This window comes from Geothrix sp. 21YS21S-2, assembly GCF_030846775.1.
Lineage (GTDB): Bacteria > Acidobacteriota > Holophagae > Holophagales > Holophagaceae > Mesoterricola.
Map to the genome: position 1 here is coordinate 1,702,168 of NZ_CP132910.1, position 15,137 is coordinate 1,717,304.

Sequence of the window (15,137 nt, forward strand, 5' to 3'; positions counted from 1 at the left end):
CCCCTCCATCACCACGAGGAACCGATGTCCCTTTCCGCGAAGTCCCTGCTCCTGTCGACCCTGGTGCTCGCCGGGGGCGGGGCCCTCCATGGGCAGCGCCCCCTGATCGTCGAATCCCTGTCCCGAACCCTGGGCAAGGGTTCCTACAACAACAACGCGACCAGGCCATGGGTCCTCACGGTGCGGGACGGCAAGGCCTGGATCAGCGATCCCATGGGCGCGGTGGACTGGAGGGTGGGCCGGACGGCCCCCATTCCACCGGAATACGCGAGCGAGGACACCTGGCTGGAGCTGGACCCGCGGGGCGCCCTGGTCCTCTGGGAACGCGTCACGAACATCTATTCCGGCGATTGGAAGAACTGGGAACGGTGGCGCCTGACCAGCCCAGCCAACGGCATCAAGGCCATCATCTTCCAGGATGACGGCAAGCTCTCGTTCACGCTCCGGTAGGATTCGGCCAGGTCATCCGGCCGGCGTCCGGATGTTGGAAAAATCTGGATTATTTTGCGATTGTGTCTTATTCTCCCCATTCGCTGACTTTCCAGCAACCCTTGATGGGGGGTGAACATGAATCGGATCTCCGCGTTTTCCTTGGCAGCGGTGGGCCTCCTCCTGGCGGCCGCCTACGCGCTCGGCGCGCCACCCGTCTCGCGATCGGATGAAGCCGCCATCAGGGCCCAGACCGCCCGATGGGAAAAGGCCTACAACGGAGGGGACGCGCAGGCGGTCGCCGCCGAGTACGCCGAGGACGCGCTGCTGCTTCCTCCCGGAGGCAAGGGGGTGAAGGGCAAGGCCGGGATCCTCGCCTACTTCACCAAGGACATCGCCGACGCCAGGGCCGGGGGCGTGGTGCTCGTCCTGGATCCCGCCACCGACGTGGGCGTCTCGGGCAGCACGGGCTGGGAATCGGGAACCTTCAAGGTCACGGTCAACGGCGCCGTGGTGGACACCGGGAAGTTCCTGTCGGTGTCCCGGAAGAAGAACGGCACGTGGACCTACATCCGGGACACCTGGAACTCGGACACCCCGCCCGCCCCCGCCCCGAAGTGATCAGATGGGCGTTGCGGGCGCAAGCCGCTTGGCCGCCGACTCCCCCGCCAGCCAGCCGGTGGAGAAGGCGATCTGGAGGTTGTAGCCGCCGGTGTTGGCGTCCAGGTCCAGGACCTCGCCCGCGAAGAAGAGGTTCTCCACCACCCGGGAGGCCAGGGTGCGCGGATCCACCCCCTTGAGGGCGACGCCGCCTGCGGTGACGATGGCCTCCTCCCAGGGGCCGTGGCCGGTCACCTGGAAGCGCAGGTCCTTGAGCAGCGCGATGAGCTCCTTCCGGCGGGGCGCCGGGCCCAGGCGGGCCGCGAACGCCTCCACGAGCTGGGCGGGCAGCAGGGAGCGCAGCACGTCCCGGAGGGGCGCGGCCGGCGCGAAGGCCCGGTCCAGCCGGGCCTCCAGGGTGGGGACGTCCAGCGCGGGCTTCAGGTCCAGGGCCGCCTCCACCTTGCGCCCGGCGGCGAGGAAGTCCACGATCCGGCGGCTCAGCCTCAGGACGATGGGGCCGTCGAGGCCCCGGTCCGTGAACTCGGCCTCGCCGAACTCGCTGGCCTTCTTCTTCCCGTCGACCCACAGGGTCAGGCGGACGTTGCGCAGGCGCAGGCCCGTGGCCTCGCATGCGGGCTCCGTGCGGATGGCCACCAGGGAGGGGCGCAGGGGCGCGATGGAATGGCCGGCGGCCTCGGCGAAGCGGTGGCCGTCGCCGGTGGAGCCGGTGGCGGGGTAGCTGAGCCCGCCGGTGGCGATGACGCCGCAGCGCGCCTCGACGCGGTGCGTGGCGTCGGCGTGGGTGAATATCAGGCCGGAGAAGGCGCCGTCCTCGATCACCAGGCTCTCCACCCGGGCGCGGCTGACGATCTCCACCCCCTGCCCCTTCGCCCAGGCCACCAGGGCCTCGGCCACGTCCCAGGCGCGGTCGCTGGCCGGAAACACCCGGTCGCCGCGCTCGGTCTTGGTGGGCACGCCGTTGGCCTCCAGCAGGGCGATGAGGTCGCGGTTGAAGAAGGCGCCGAAAGCCTGGCGCAGGAAGCGCGGCTCGGGGTGGATCTCCTGGAGCTGCTCTTCCAGGGGCCGCATGTTGGTGATGTTGCAGCGGCCCTTGCCGGTGATGCGGAGCTTGCGGGCGGGCTTCTCCATCTTCTCCAGGAGCAGCACCTTCGCGCCCAGCATGGCGGCCCGGCCCGCGGCGAGCAGGCCCGCGGGGCCGGCCCCGACCACCACCACGTCGCAGACGCGCTTCATGCCGGGTCGCGAAGGATCAGTTCCATCCGGCACCTTGCGCAGTCGAAGCGGCACTCCAGGCGGGTGGGGCCGTTCTCCAGGAAGAGCGGGCCTTCCGGTTCGGCCATCTCCTTCCAGGGCTCGGCGTTGGGATGGATGGCGCACCAGCCCAGTTCGTAGCGCAGGCAGTGGCGGGTGGTCATCACCACCCGGCCCCGGAGGTCGGGCTGCAGCTCGGCGGCGGGTTCCAGGACCCTGCCCCCGGCGCGCTCGTAGAAGGCCCGGGCGGCCCGGTTGGCGACGTTCCAGGTGAGGTCGAGGTCGGTGGCGGGCAGCGGCGCCGGGGCGGACGCGGGCCGGGGCGCCTGCCGGGGACGGGGCGCGCGGCGCAGTTCCTCCAGCGCCGCCGTGGCCTCGCGGCGCAGGGCGTTGAGGCGGCTCACGGGCACGAAGCGCGTCTCGGCCTCCAGCCCGGCCAGGGCGAAGGGCGAGTCCCCCATGCGTTCCAGGGCCTCGCGGATGGCCCTGGCGGCGGCCCCGGGATCCCGGGCGGGGCCGAACTCGCCCTCGGCGCGGGCCTCGGCACCGAAACCCGCCTCGTCCTCCAGGCGCAGCGTCACGGCCCCTTCCGTGAAGGCCAGGCTCGCCGTCACGGGGATCCGGCGCTCCACCTTGGCGCCCCGCAGGGCCCTGAGCCAGTGGAGGTCCATGTTGCGGTGGAGCCTCGAGCCGGGACGTATGCGGGAGGGGTCCTGCACGAAGACCTGGCTGCCTTCCACGGCGTTGACCACGGTGCCGGCGGCTTCCGCTCCGTCCACGAAGGCGAGGCCGTCCCCGGGGTGCAGCTCGGCCTTGCGGTCCAGCACGAGGCGGTCGGCCTGGATGGAGCGCACGGTGCCGACGAATTCGCCCAGGTGCTTGCCGGTCCCGGGGTTGCCCATGGGCTGGCGTTCGCCCTGCAGGCGGTAGGTGGAGTGGCCGCGCTGGAAGGTCTTGGCGGGATCCGGGGCGAAGGCGTGGGTGGAGCGGCCCAGGGAGGCCCGGGCCCACTCCGGCCGCCGGTCCAGCACGGCGTCGAGCCGGCGGCGGAGGTGGCTCACCACGTTCTTCACGTAGTCGGCGTCCTTGAGGCGGCCTTCGATCTTGAAGCTGGTGAGGCCGGCCTCCGCCAGTTCCTCCAGGTGGTCCGACAGGTCCAGGTCCTTGATGCTCAGGAGGTGCGCGTCCCGCATCAGCACCCGGCCCCCGGGTTCCACCAGGTTCCAGGGGGCGCGGCAGGGCTGGGCGCACTCGCCGCGGTTGCCGCTGCGGTCGCAGATGGCCCCGCTCAGGTAGCACTGGCCGCTTTCCCCCACGCAGAGGGCGCCGTACACGAAGCCCTCCAGCTCGATGTCCGAGGCCGCGTGGATGGCCCGGATCTCGGCGAGGCTCAGCTCCCGGGCGAGGATGGCCCGGGTGAGGCCCTGGCCGGCCAGGAAGGCCACCTTCTCCGGGCTGTCGCAGGCGGCCTGGGTGCTGGCGTGCAGGGGCAGCGGGGGGAGGTCCAGCTCCAGGTAGGCCATGTCCTGGATGATCAGCGCGTCGACCCCGGCCCCGGACAGGTCCCAGGCCAGGCGCCGGGCGTCCTCCAGTTCCGCGTCATACAGGATCGTGTTGAGGGTTGCGTAGACCTTGGCGCCCCAGAGGCGGGCCTCCCGGGCCAGGCGCTCGAAGTCCGCCAGGTCGCAGCCAGCGGCCTGGCGAGCGCCGAACCGGGAGGCGCCCATGTACACCGCGTCCGCCCCGCATTTGAGGGCGAGGATTCCCTGGTCCGCGTTCCGGGCGGGGGCGAGCAGTTCGAGACTCATGCCCCCCAGGGTACCAGCACCCCGGCCCCGTGCGACAATGGTCCCCTGGAGTGGCCATGGATGCGCACGCGCACGCCGCGGGAACCTCGGCGGAAGTCGCCAACAGCATCACCCACGGCCTGGGCGCCCTCCTGAGCGTGGTCGCCCTCGTGCTGCTGGTGGTGCCCGGGGCGCTGCGGGGCAGCGGCGTGCGGGTCGTGACCGGGGCGGTCTTCGGGACGTCCCTGGTGCTCCTCTACTGCATGTCGACCCTCTATCACGCCCTGACGAACCTCCGCGCCAAGCGGGTGTTCCAGATCCTGGACCACAGCGCCATCTACGTGCTGATCGCCGGGACCTACACGCCCTTCTGCCTGGTCGCCCTGCGGGGCGCCTGGGGCTGGAGCCTCTTCGGGGTGGTCTGGGGTCTGGCGGTCCTCGGGGTGACCTTCAAGGCGGTCTTCGGGGACCGGTACGAGGTGCTGTCCACCGTGGTCTACCTGGGCATGAGCTGGATGATCGTCGTGGCGGCGCTCCCGCTGTACCGCTGCCTGCCCGCCGGCGGCCTGGCCTGGCTCGGGGCGGGCGGGGCCTTCTACACGCTCGGGGTGGGTTTCTTCGCGTGGCGGGGGCTCCGGTTCCACCATGCGGTCTGGCACCTGTTCGTGCTCGGCGGGAGTCTCTGCCATGTGATTGCGGTGGTCGGGTACGTGATGCCGGCCGGAATCGCCGGGCAGCGGGTCGAGGTTGAGCGGATTCCTGCGGACGTCCACCCTGCGGCCGCGGAAGGGTCCGGCGGCCGGTCCCGCTAGCCCAGGAACTAATGGTTCATTATCCGTATCTTTACGTCCAGGGAGGCGAAAGGGATCGGATGCGCTTGTCAGGTCATGGGTTGGGTTGGATGGGCAGGGGCCTGGCTGCGGTAGGCCTTTTGGGCTCCCTCGGGCTGGCGCCCTCGGCGTGGGCCGCGGATGAGGAGACCAAGGAGGCGAAGGTGGCACCAACCGACCTCGTGCCGGGCCGGGACGGCTTCAACCTCGTGGCCGACCGCCTGGGCTCCATCCCCTTCACCGTCCTCCTCGTGGCGGGATCCGCCGCGGATGAACCCCGCGTCAGCCTCCTTCGGGAGCTGCTTCCCGCGACGCTGGCGAAGGTCAACGCGCACATCGGCCGGGACCGGATCGTGCTCGCACCGGCCACCCTCGCCGCCTCCGCCCCGCTGAAGGGCCGGGCGGGGGTGATCACCTTCGAGCCCGCCACGCTGAGACCGGGCGTGGGCGGCCACGCCCTGCCGGACGCCCGGGGTTCGCACGGTGGATCTACGAAGCCACCTACGGCGGTTCCGTCGCCATCGACCGGGGCCTGCTGGACGCCCCCCACGGGCGCGCCCTTCTGCCGCACGTCCTTCTCCACGAGCTATTGCATGTTCTCGGCCTGTTTCATTTCGAAGGCACCTACGAGGGCGGCGGGCAGGTGATGCGTCCCTGCGGCGGGATGTTCTCCGGCACGGCCGATCCGGCGTTCCAGGACTTCGTGAGGAAGGGGATCGGCGACGGGGCCGAAGCCACGATCGCGGCCCTCGGTCCCGAGGGCTGGGGGAAATTCTGCGACGAGGTGCTCTTCACGTTCGCCGCGTGCACCTACCCCGCCATCCTGGGCCAGGGCGACATCAACGGTCTGCGCCACGTCACCCGGGGGGACCGGATCGACCCGGCCACGGGCGTGTTCACGCCCGGCACGACCGCCGAGGCCGTCGACGCGGCGCCCGCGGACACGGGCAGGTGGAAGCCCTGCGACCGGTGCGTGATCCTCTAGCAGACCCTGGGCTCCCCGGACCCAGGATGCAGGGGGCGGTTCAAGGCAGGAAGATCCCCATCCATCCCATGAATCGGATTGAGGGGAAAAGGCAGGATAGGGGCTGGCGGGGCCTTTTCCTGGGTCTGCCTACGGCCCTTGGAACACCAGTATTTCCACCCACCGCTCCCTCCCCGGCTCACCTGTCGTCACTTCGCCCATGGCCTTCGTCCGGATCCTGGCGTCATCCAGGTCGAAGCGTTCCGCCAGGTAGGACCGGACGACCATGGCCTGGCCCTGGGTGAGGATCAGGTTGGCGTCCCTGTCGCCCTTGCCGCCGGAGAAGGCCCGCACGACCACGAGGCTGAAGGGGGTCTTCTCCAGGTAGGCGCCCACCTCGTTGAGGGCCTTGCGGCCCTTGAGCTGGGCGGCGTCGGGCCGGGCGAACAGGGCCTGGGCGGTGAAGGTGAAGGTCCTGACCGGGGGGCCGGCGGGCAGCGCGGAAACCTCCCACTTCGTCAGCTCGGAGGCATCCGCGTAGCCCCGGTCCTTGAAATACCCCCGGAACAGGATGTTCGCCTTGAGGGCCTTCATGTCGTCGTCGAACGCGGCGGCGCCGGACCGGGCGTGGACCATGGCCTCGTGGGCCTCGGAGGCGGTCGCGGACAGGCTGTCGTAAAGGGTCCGTTCGTGCAGGAGCGCGCCCACGCTCCCTTCCCCGCGGTTGATGCGGGCGGTCATGGTCGCCAGTTCGGCCGAGGAGGCCTCCAGGTGCTTCAGGGTGCTCTGGGTGGAATCCATGATCGCGTTGGTCTTCCTGATGATGTCGGACACGTCGAGCAGGGGGGCGCTGGCCAGGGTGGCCCCGTCGCGCACCTCGGGGGCCCCGGGGCTGCCGAAGGTCAGGGCGATGAACTTGTTCCCCAGCAGGCCCTCGGTCTCGATGGCGGCCACGGAGTCGGTCTTCACCAGCCGGGCGGCGGCGGCGTCCAGGGAAAGGGTCACCCGCACCTGCGACCGGGAGTCGGCCGGCAGGCGGATCTCCTCCACGGTCCCCTTGCGGAGCCCGCCCAGGCGAACCTCGGCCCCGGCCAGGAGGCCCGAGACCGTGGGGAACTGCGCCTGGAGGCGGTAGGTGCGGGTGAACATCCGGTTCTTGCTTCCGATGACGAACACCCCCGTCAGGAGGATCGCCAGCGCACCGGAAATGAACAAGCCAAGCAGTGCCCTTTGGTTCATCGGGTTTGCCTCGGTTCCAGGAAGTGGGCGGCCACGGGATCCGGGCACGCCGCCAGGCCTTCGAAAGCGCCGTCGAAGACGATCCGGCCGCGGTCCAGCAGGGCGACCCGGTTCGAGATCGCCCGGGCGCTGAGCATGTCGTGGGTGACGACGACCGAGGACATGGCGCGTTCGGCCTGGAGCGCCAGGATCAGGTCGCTGATCTCCCCCGAGGTGATGGGGTCCAGGCCCGCCGTGGGTTCGTCGTAGAGCATGAGCTCGGGGTCCAGGGCCAGGGCCCGGGCCAGCCCCGCGCGCTTCTTCATGCCTCCGGAGATGTCCGTGGGCAGCTTGCCGGCCGCGGCCTGCAGCTCCACCCGGGCCAGGAGCGCCATGGCCTTCTCGCGGCGCTGGGCGGGCGTCAGGGTGGTGTGGTACTTCAGCGGGAACGCGACGTTCTCCACCACCGTCAGGGAGTCGTACAGCGCCGCGTTCTGGAAGACGAAGCCGACCCGCCTGCGGATCGCGTTCAGCGGCCCTTCGGCCAGCTCCCGGAGGTCCCGGCCCAGCACCCGGAGGGTGCCGGAATCCGGCCACCGCAGCCCGATCAGGTGCCGGAGCAGGACGCTCTTGCCGGTGCCGCTCCGGCCCAGCACGACCAGGGTCTCGCCCGGGGCGACCGCCAGGCTCACGCCGTCCAGGACCTTCTGGTCACCGAAGGCGGTGCGGAGGTCCGTGACCTGGATGACGGGGGCGCTCATAGGATCTGGATGAGGCGCACGAGGCCCACGTCCGCGAGGATCACGAACAGGGTGGAAAGCACGACGGCGCTGGTGGCCGAGCGCGCCACGCCTTCCGTGCCTCCGGAGGTCCGGAAGCCCTGGAAGCAGCCGATCAGGCCAATGATGAACCCGAACACCGCCGTCCGAAGGGTCGCGGGAACGAGTTCCCGGAAGGTGATGCCCTTCAGGCCATCGGCCAGGAAGCGGCCCAGGGGGACGTGCTCGATGAGGGTGTTGGCCGCCCACCCGGACAGGATTCCGGAGGCGTCCGCCACGACGGTCAGCAGGGGGAGCATCAGGAGGCAGGCCAGCACCCGGGTCACCACCAGCAGCCGGAAGGCGTTGACCCCGGAAGCCTCGATGGCGTCGATCTGCTCGGTCACCTTCATGGAGCCCAGCTGGGCGCCGATGCCCGCGCCCACCCGGCCGCACACCACCAGGGCCGTGATGATCGGCCCGCTCTCCTTTAGGATCGTCAGGGCGATGACCACCGGCAGGAGGGACTTCGCCCCGAACCGCACGAGGCTCTCGCGGGTCTGCAGGCTGAGGACGATCCCGGTGGACACGCTCGCCAGGACCACCAGGGGCAGGGAGCGGGAGCCCACCTCGTGCATCTGGTCGAGCAGCTCGCGCCCGTGGAAGGGCCGCGAGCACGCCGCCCTGGCCAGCCGCCCCGTGAAGGCGCCCAGGTCGCCGAACCACTCCAGGAAGGAGAGGATCCGGGAGGTGCCTTGCGGTTCTGCTGCCATCGGGGCCGGCCTGGGGTTCTGCCGGGGCATGCCTGCCCCGGAATGGGCATGGCCTGAGGAAGCAGGTAGGATGCCAGAAGGTAACCAGACAAATCATTGCAATTAGATTGTCAGCTCCCTTCCGGGCAGGCGCCGGGTCGATCAAGATGATCGCGTTTCCGGGAACCGCCGCCCGGTACCATGCAGGTGCTGTCTGGACTGGCTACCTGGCCCCAGCCACCATGGCCGCGGCCACCAGCCGGCCGACCTTGTGGCCCATGGCCTCCCCCACCTGGGTGGAATTCCGGAAGTGGACGCCGGACCAGACCCTGGCGTTGGCCACCTCTTCGACCATCGCGGACGTGCTGCTCCACGAGCGGACTACCCCGGGCGCGGTGAGGCTGGTGGCGGAGAGCTTCACCACTCCGCTCCCGGACAGGCCCGCCTCCAGCACCTCGGCGAAGGCTGCGGCGTTGATGCAGTGGGCGCAAGGGTATTCCGGGTGCATGGGCGTATCGATGAGGGGCGCCCAGCCGGGATCCCGCTCCGTCGCCTCGTTCCCGTCCTGGTCCGCGTTGCGGATGGCGGTGAGGGGGCGCCAGAAGAGGTAGGCGTACTTCGCGTCGAACACGGCGATGGTGGCGTCGTCCAGCGCGGTCGCCGCGAAGGCGAACCACCGCGCATTGGCGGCCAGCTCCCGCCCCGGGGCCTCGGCCACGGAGCGCAGGACGCCGAAATAGATTCCCGGGGTGTTGTCCTCCCAGAATTTTCCGATGGCGGTCTGCTCCGGGGTCCGCTCCCGGCTGGCCCTGCCGCCCAGGGTCCTGGATTCGTTCAGGTCACGGGCCCAGGTGGCGCTGGCGAGGGCCGGGGGAGGGCCGGGCCGGAACTGGGCGGCCGCCTCCAGGTGCCAGGGCTTGCGGCCCGGCCACTGGGAAAACGCGGGGGTCACGGTGGGCACGTAGACGCCCGGGGCCGTGCGGGGCCGGTAGGTCTCCGGCACGGACGCGCCGTCGTCGGCCTTCAGGGCCAGGACGCCGGCCGCGGCCCGCTCGCCCAGGGCAATCCCTTCGGTCCTGGCGGTCCCCCCGGGGACCCGGGCGAGCGCCTCCGCGTACCAGGCTTCGATGGCCGGCTTCTCGAGCGGCACGAGCGCGAGGAGCGTGCCCCGGGTCGCCGCGGCCACCGCCGCGGCCGGAGAGGCCCCCGGTGAGGGCGCCAGCCGCAGCCGGGTGTCCTTGTAGGTTCCGGTCGCCGCGTTCACGGCTTCATGGACGGCGACCTGCGTGATGGCCAGCACTCTGCGGGAGGGGCCCGGCGGCGTCCGGGCCGCGAGGATGGCGCAGGTCCGCGCATTGGCCTCGGTCACCTCGTCCGCGCGCATGGCAGGGGACCCGAGGACCAGGAGGGTGAGCAGGGCAGTTCTCATGATTCCTCCACATGGGAACACGGCCCCGGCCAGGTTGCAGATCCAAGGCCTGCCGGGCAGGAAATCGAGACGGCGTCTCAACGGAAAAGGCCCGGCCAATATGCAACCGGTTCGGGCACCAGTCAAGGGAGCGTACGGAGATCGGCCCTCCCCTTTCCCGAAGCGGAGAAGGGACTAGCCGATCGCCCGTAGCCGCTCCCGGAGATCCACGAGGCCGAACGGTTTGGGCAGGAGGGATACCCCGGCGTGGCCCGCCGCCACGTCCAGGGCCTCCTGGTCGGCTCGGCCGGTGGCGAGGAGGACGGGGACCTCCGGGCGCAGGGCCCGGAGGCGCGGCAGGGTGCCCCGCCCCCCCAGGCCGGGCATGTTCATGTCCAGGATCACCACATCGACCTGGAGGCCCCGCTCCAGCAGGATCAGGGCGTCCTCCCCGCAGGCGGCGGTCGCCACGGCGTGGCCCTGCACCTCCAGCAGCAGGCGCGTGGAGGTGAGGACCAGTTCGTCGTCATCCACCACCAGCGCGGCCAGGACCCTTCCAGCCGGCTCCGGGCCCGGGGCGGGCGGGGCCTGCACGGGGAGTTCCCGGCGGACGCCGGGCAGGAGGAGGCTGATCCGCGTTCCCCGCCCGGGCGCGCTGTCGATGTCCAGCTTCCCGTGGTGGGCCCTGACGGTGGAGTAGACCATGGACAGGCCCAGGCCCGTGCCCTTGCCGACGTCCTTGGTCGTGAAGAAGGGATCCAGGGCCCGCGCCAGGACCTCGGGGGCCATCCCGCAGCCCGAGTCCTCCACCTGCACTTCCGCCAGGTCCTCGCCCACGTTGCGGGTCCGGAGGGCGAGGGTCCCGCCCTCGGGCATGGCGTCCACCGCGTTCACGCAGAGATTCATGATGGCGTGGGCCAGGGCGCCGCCGTCGCCGTTGACGGTGCGCAGGTCCGGCGCGAGGTCCAGGTCCAGGCGGACCTTGGCCAGGGTGGTGCGCTCCAGGAGGCGGGCCTCCTCCAGCAGGAGGGCGTTCAGGTCCAGGGCCCGCCGTTCGGCGGGGCTCTTGCGCGCGAAGTTCAGAAGGCTCTTGACCAGGTTCCCGCCGCGGGTGGCGGCCTCCTGGATGGTCCCGAAGGCCTTGCGGGCCGGACTGCCCTCGGGCTCCAGGGTCAGGTGGGCCGAGGCCAGCCCCAGCACCGCCCCCAGCACGTTGTTCATGTCGTGGGCCACGCCGCCCGCGAGGAGGCCCAGGCTCTCCATCTTCTGGGACTGGAGGAGCTGGGCGTGGAGGTGGGCGTTCTCCCGCTCGGCGCGCTTGCGGTCGGTGATGTCGTGGAGCACCCCGAAGACGACGCGCCTGGCCGGATCGTATTCGGCCAGGGAATGGACCTCGCGCTCCTCGCCGTCGCAGGCCCGTTGGATGACGAACTCGACGTTGTAGGGGACGCCCCGCTCGACCAGGTCCCCCAGGGCGGCGTCGAGCACGGGCCGGAACCCGGGCAGCACCCGGGCCTGCACCTCGGCCAGGGCCAGGTCGTCCCCCTCGAGGCCGTAGATCAGGTGGGCGCCCCTGGATGCGCGCATGAAGCCGTCGGCCAGGTTCAGCTCCCAGTTCCCGAAGGCGGCGACGCTCTCGGCCCGCTGCATCCGCGCGCGGCTGTCCCGGAGGGAGGCCTCGGCTTCCAGGCGGCGCTCCTCCAACGCCAGATGGTCGAGGGCGAAGGAGATGTCCCCCGCGGCCTCCTCCATCAGGGCCACCTCGTGGACGCCGAAAAGGTCCCGCTCGGGCGCGTAGACGGTGAGGGCCCCGCGGACCACCCCCCCCAAGCGGATGGGGAAGGCGGCATAGGCCTTGAAACCGGCGCGGAGGGCGGCCCCATGCCACGGGCCCGAGAGGGCCGAGCCGAGGAAATCGTTGATCACGCAGGTGCGCCCGGTGCGTACCGCCGTCCCCGTTCCCCCGTATCCAAGGGGCGTGTCGTCGCTTCGGACCACCAGCCCCTCCAGGTAGCCCGTCGTGTCCCCATGGCTGGCCACGACCGCCACTTCGCGGGTGAGCGGGTCGTCCCAGCCGATCCAGGCCATGGTGAACGCCCCGAAGTCCACCATCACTTCGCAGATCCTGGCCAGCAGGCCCTCCCGGGTGGGGGACCACACGATGGCCTGGTTCACCTGGCTGAGGGCGGCGTACAGCCGGGTCATCCGCTCGAGGCTCGCCTTCTGCGCGCGGGCCTCCGTGATGTCCTGGAGGACCACCAGCGTCCCGCAACCGGCGCCGGATTCCGCGGACACCCCCAGCCAGCGGGAGGCGCCGTCAGGTCCCGGCCACTCCAGGGCGCCCGTCCCGTCGAGGACTCCGGGCAGGGGCCGGGACAGCAGGAGGCGCCGGTCCACGCCCAGGATCCGCGACGCCGCCGGGTTCGCCTCGATGCAGATGCCGGCGTCGTCCACCAGGATCACCCCCTGGGGCAGCGCGTCGAGAAGCGGCGTCCATCCCAGGGCCCCGGGATCCAATGGCCTTCGCGTCTCCGTCGGGGAGCTTCCCAAGATTTCCTCCCGCGGGCCGCTGGACAGGCACCACAACCAGAAGATGAAAATTCAATTATTGCAGAAGGACGGGGCCAACGGGTAGGCATGCCCGCCTACCAGGGCAGCCCCAGCGCCTTGGCCAGGAACTTCTGCAGCGGGGCGTTCCGGCGGCAGATCTCCGTGTAGGCCTCCAGGAAGTCCCCGGCGCATATCTCCTTCTGCGTCAGGGGCTGGTGGGTGTAGAAGTCCTTGAGCTTCAGGTCCTCCGCCAGGGGGTGGGCCGCGTCGAAGCCCTGGGGCACGCGCACCAGGGACTCCCCCAGGACCTCCACGCCGGCCCCGCGGATGGCCTTCCATTCCCGGGGGTGGCCGACGATGCGGTCCCGCACGGCCTTCAGGGCCGCCGCGTCGGGACGCCACAGGCCCGCGCTGGCGAAGCAGCCGCCGGGCTCCAGGTGCAGGTAGAACCCGGGCGAGTGCACGTCCCTGGAGCAGGCGCCGTGGCGGAACTGGGCGCCGACGTTGGTCTTGTAGGGGGACTTGTCCCGGGAGAAGCGCGTGTCCCGGAAGATGCGGAACATGGAGCCGCCGCTGGGCCTGGGGTCGGCGAGGAAGTGGCGGCTGACGCCCGAGAGGGGCTCGCCGAAGGCCAGGATGAAGGCGAGGAGGGGGTCGCGCACGTCCTCCTCGTACCGGGACCGGTTGTCCTGGAACCATTCCCGCGTGTTGTTCTCCCGCAGCTCCGTCAGGAACCGGAAGAAGGCCGGCGTGAACCACGGATTCGCCATTCCTGGACCTCCAGGCGCCCATTATCCCAGACGGGGCGCGGTTCCGCTAATCTGGAGGAAGAATTCGAGGCGCCCATGACTCCGCTCACCCAATCCCCAGCCTGGAAGGCGCTCCAAAGTCACCACCAGGAGATCCGGGGCCTCCACCTGCGCAGCCTCTTCGCCCAGGATCCGGGCCGCGGCGAGGCCATGGCCTGCGAGGCCGCGGGGCTGTACCTGGACTACTCCAAGAACCGGGCCACGGCCGCGACCCTGGGCCTGCTCACGGCCCTGGCCAGGGAGCGGGGGCTGGCCGAACGCATCGCGGCCATGTTCCGGGGGGACCGCATCAACATCACCGAGAACCGCGCCGTCCTCCACGTGGCCCTGCGGGCCCCCAGGGGAGCCGTGATCGAGGTGGACGGCCGCAACGTCGTCCCGGAGGTCCACGCGGTCCTGGACCGTTGTGCCGCCTTCGCCGACGGCATCCGCTCGGGCTCCCGGAAGGGCTTCACGGGCGAGGCCATCCGCACGGTGGTCAACATCGGCATCGGCGGCTCCGACCTGGGCCCGGCCATGGCCTACGAGGCCCTGCGCGCATACTCCGCGCGCGACCTGCAGTTCCGGTTCGTCTCCAACGTGGACGCCACCGACTTCACCGAGGCGGTGAGGGACCTGGACCCCCGCACCACCCTCTTCGTGATCTCCAGCAAGACCTTCACGACCCAGGAGACCATGGCCAACGCCGCCAGCGCCCGGGCCTGGTGCCTGGAGACCCTGAAGGACGAGGCGGCCATCGCCAGCCACTTCGTCGCCGTCTCCACGGACGCCGCCAGGGTCTCGGCCTTCGGCATCGACACCGCCAACATGTTCGGGTTCTGGGACTGGGTCGGGGGCCGCTACTCCATGGACTCCGCCATCGGGCTCTCCACCATGATCGCCATCGGCCCCGGGCGGTTCCGGGAGTTCCTGGACGGCTTCCACGCCATGGACGAGCACTTCCGCACCGCCCCCTTCGAGCGGAACCTGCCGGTCATCATGGGCCTGCTGGGGGTCTGGTACGCCGACTTCTTCGGGGCCGGGACCGTCGCCGTGCTCCCCTACGACCACTACCTGCGGCGCTTCCCGGCCTACCTCCAGCAGCTGGTCATGGAGAGCAACGGCAAGTCCGTCACCCTGGGCGGCGCGAAGGTGGACCACGCCACCAGCCCCGTGTACTGGGGCGAACCCGGCACCAACGGCCAGCACTCCTTCTACCAGCTCATCCACCAGGGCACCCACCTGATTCCCTGCGACTTCATCGCCTTCGCGACCTCCCTCAACCCGCTGGGCGGCCACCACGCGATGCTGCTCAGCAACGTCCTCGCCCAGACCGAGGCCCTGGCCTTCGGCAAGACCGCCGAAGCCGTGGCCGGGGAAGGCACCCCCGCCTGGCTCGTGCCCCACCGGACCTTCGAAGGCAACCGCCCCTCCAACGTCCTCCTGGCCCCGCGCCTCACACCGGCGGTCCTGGGCAGCCTCGTGGCGCTGTACGAGCACGTGGTCTTCACCCAGGGCGCCATCTGGGACCTGAACTCCTTCGACCAGTGGGGGGTGGAGCTGGGCAAGGAGCTCTCCCGCAGGATCCTCCCCGAGCTGGAGGCCCGGGAGGAGCCCCTCCTGGCCCACGACAGCTCCACCAACGCGCTGATCCGCAGGCTGAGGGACGCAGCCCAATCCTGACGCCCGGCTCCTCAAATACAGATCCCAAAACACCTGCACGCCCGTTGACGAATCGGCGCAATGGTCTACCCTTGAGCCAATCCTGAGGAGAACAA

14 protein-coding genes are annotated in these 15,137 nt (G+C 70.8%); 6 read left to right on the plus strand and 8 right to left on the minus strand.

The window, feature by feature from the left end:
* Positions 1-24 precede the first annotated feature (24 nt).
* Together RAH40_RS07725 and RAH40_RS07730 are read left to right on the plus strand one after the other, a co-directional pair.
* Positions 25-450, plus strand: a complete 426-nt coding sequence (locus tag RAH40_RS07725; protein WP_306601513.1) for a hypothetical protein — start codon at positions 25-27, stop codon at positions 448-450.
* A 117-nt stretch (positions 451-567) separates the two neighbouring features.
* Positions 568-1,050, plus strand: coding sequence for an SgcJ/EcaC family oxidoreductase (locus RAH40_RS07730; RefSeq protein ID WP_306601514.1), 483 nt, complete (start codon positions 568-570; stop codon positions 1,048-1,050).
* Here the strand turns inward: RAH40_RS07730 and RAH40_RS07735 are convergent, their stop codons facing one another.
* Positions 1,051-2,286 (minus strand): NAD(P)/FAD-dependent oxidoreductase, encoded by a 1,236-nt coding sequence (locus tag RAH40_RS07735; RefSeq protein WP_306601515.1) that lies wholly within the window; start codon positions 2,284-2,286, stop codon positions 1,051-1,053.
* A complete protein-coding gene (locus tag RAH40_RS07740) occupies positions 2,283-4,112 on the minus strand; it encodes a U32 family peptidase (protein ID WP_306601516.1) in 1,830 nt (609 codons plus the stop codon). Before RAH40_RS07740 ends, RAH40_RS07735 begins: the two co-directional genes overlap by 4 nt.
* A 56-nt stretch (positions 4,113-4,168) precedes the next feature.
* Between RAH40_RS07740 and RAH40_RS07745 the strand changes: the two genes are divergently transcribed.
* From RAH40_RS07745 to RAH40_RS07755, 3 genes are all read left to right on the plus strand, one after another.
* A complete protein-coding gene (locus tag RAH40_RS07745; protein WP_306601517.1) occupies positions 4,169-4,903 on the plus strand; it encodes a hemolysin III family protein in 735 nt (244 codons plus the stop codon).
* Positions 4,904-5,085: 182 nt separating this feature from the next.
* Positions 5,086-5,568, plus strand: a complete 483-nt coding sequence (locus tag RAH40_RS07750) for a hypothetical protein (protein WP_306601519.1) — start codon at positions 5,086-5,088, stop codon at positions 5,566-5,568.
* Entirely contained in the window at positions 5,565-5,906 is a 342-nt protein-coding gene (locus RAH40_RS07755; protein ID WP_306601520.1) for a hypothetical protein, read from the plus strand. Before RAH40_RS07750 ends, RAH40_RS07755 begins: the two co-directional genes overlap by 4 nt.
* Before the next feature lie 129 nt (positions 5,907-6,035).
* Here the strand turns inward: RAH40_RS07755 and RAH40_RS07760 are convergent, their stop codons facing one another.
* From RAH40_RS07760 to RAH40_RS07785, 6 genes are all read right to left on the minus strand, one after another.
* Positions 6,036-7,100, minus strand: a complete 1,065-nt coding sequence (locus RAH40_RS07760; protein ID WP_306601521.1) for an MlaD family protein — start codon at positions 7,098-7,100, stop codon at positions 6,036-6,038.
* A 20-nt stretch (positions 7,101-7,120) separates the two neighbouring features.
* The gene (locus RAH40_RS07765; RefSeq protein WP_306601522.1) at positions 7,121-7,864 is read right to left on the minus strand and encodes an ABC transporter ATP-binding protein; all 744 of its coding nucleotides are present in this window, start codon (positions 7,862-7,864) and stop codon (positions 7,121-7,123) included.
* On the minus strand, positions 7,861-8,664 hold the full coding sequence (locus RAH40_RS07770; protein WP_306601523.1) for an ABC transporter permease: 804 nt from the start codon (positions 8,662-8,664) through the stop codon (positions 7,861-7,863). The genes RAH40_RS07765 and RAH40_RS07770 overlap by 4 nt, the downstream gene beginning before the upstream one ends.
* A gap of 172 nt (positions 8,665-8,836) precedes the next feature.
* Complete coding sequence (locus RAH40_RS07775) at positions 8,837-10,042, minus strand: vanadium-dependent haloperoxidase (protein ID WP_306601524.1); 1,206 nt, start codon at positions 10,040-10,042, stop codon at positions 8,837-8,839.
* Between the two features lie 174 nt (positions 10,043-10,216).
* Positions 10,217-12,571 (minus strand): ATP-binding protein, encoded by a 2,355-nt coding sequence (locus RAH40_RS07780; RefSeq protein ID WP_306601525.1) that lies wholly within the window; start codon positions 12,569-12,571, stop codon positions 10,217-10,219.
* Positions 12,572-12,666: 95 nt separating this feature from the next.
* Entirely contained in the window at positions 12,667-13,341 is a 675-nt protein-coding gene (locus RAH40_RS07785) for a DUF2461 domain-containing protein (RefSeq protein ID WP_306601526.1), read from the minus strand.
* A 75-nt stretch (positions 13,342-13,416) separates the two neighbouring features.
* Between RAH40_RS07785 and pgi the strand changes: the two genes are divergently transcribed.
* Positions 13,417-15,042 carry a glucose-6-phosphate isomerase gene (gene pgi, locus RAH40_RS07790; RefSeq protein WP_306601527.1) on the plus strand — a complete coding sequence of 542 codons (1,626 nt, stop codon included), beginning with the start codon at positions 13,417-13,419 and terminating at the stop codon, positions 15,040-15,042.
* Positions 15,043-15,137 lie beyond the last annotated feature (95 nt).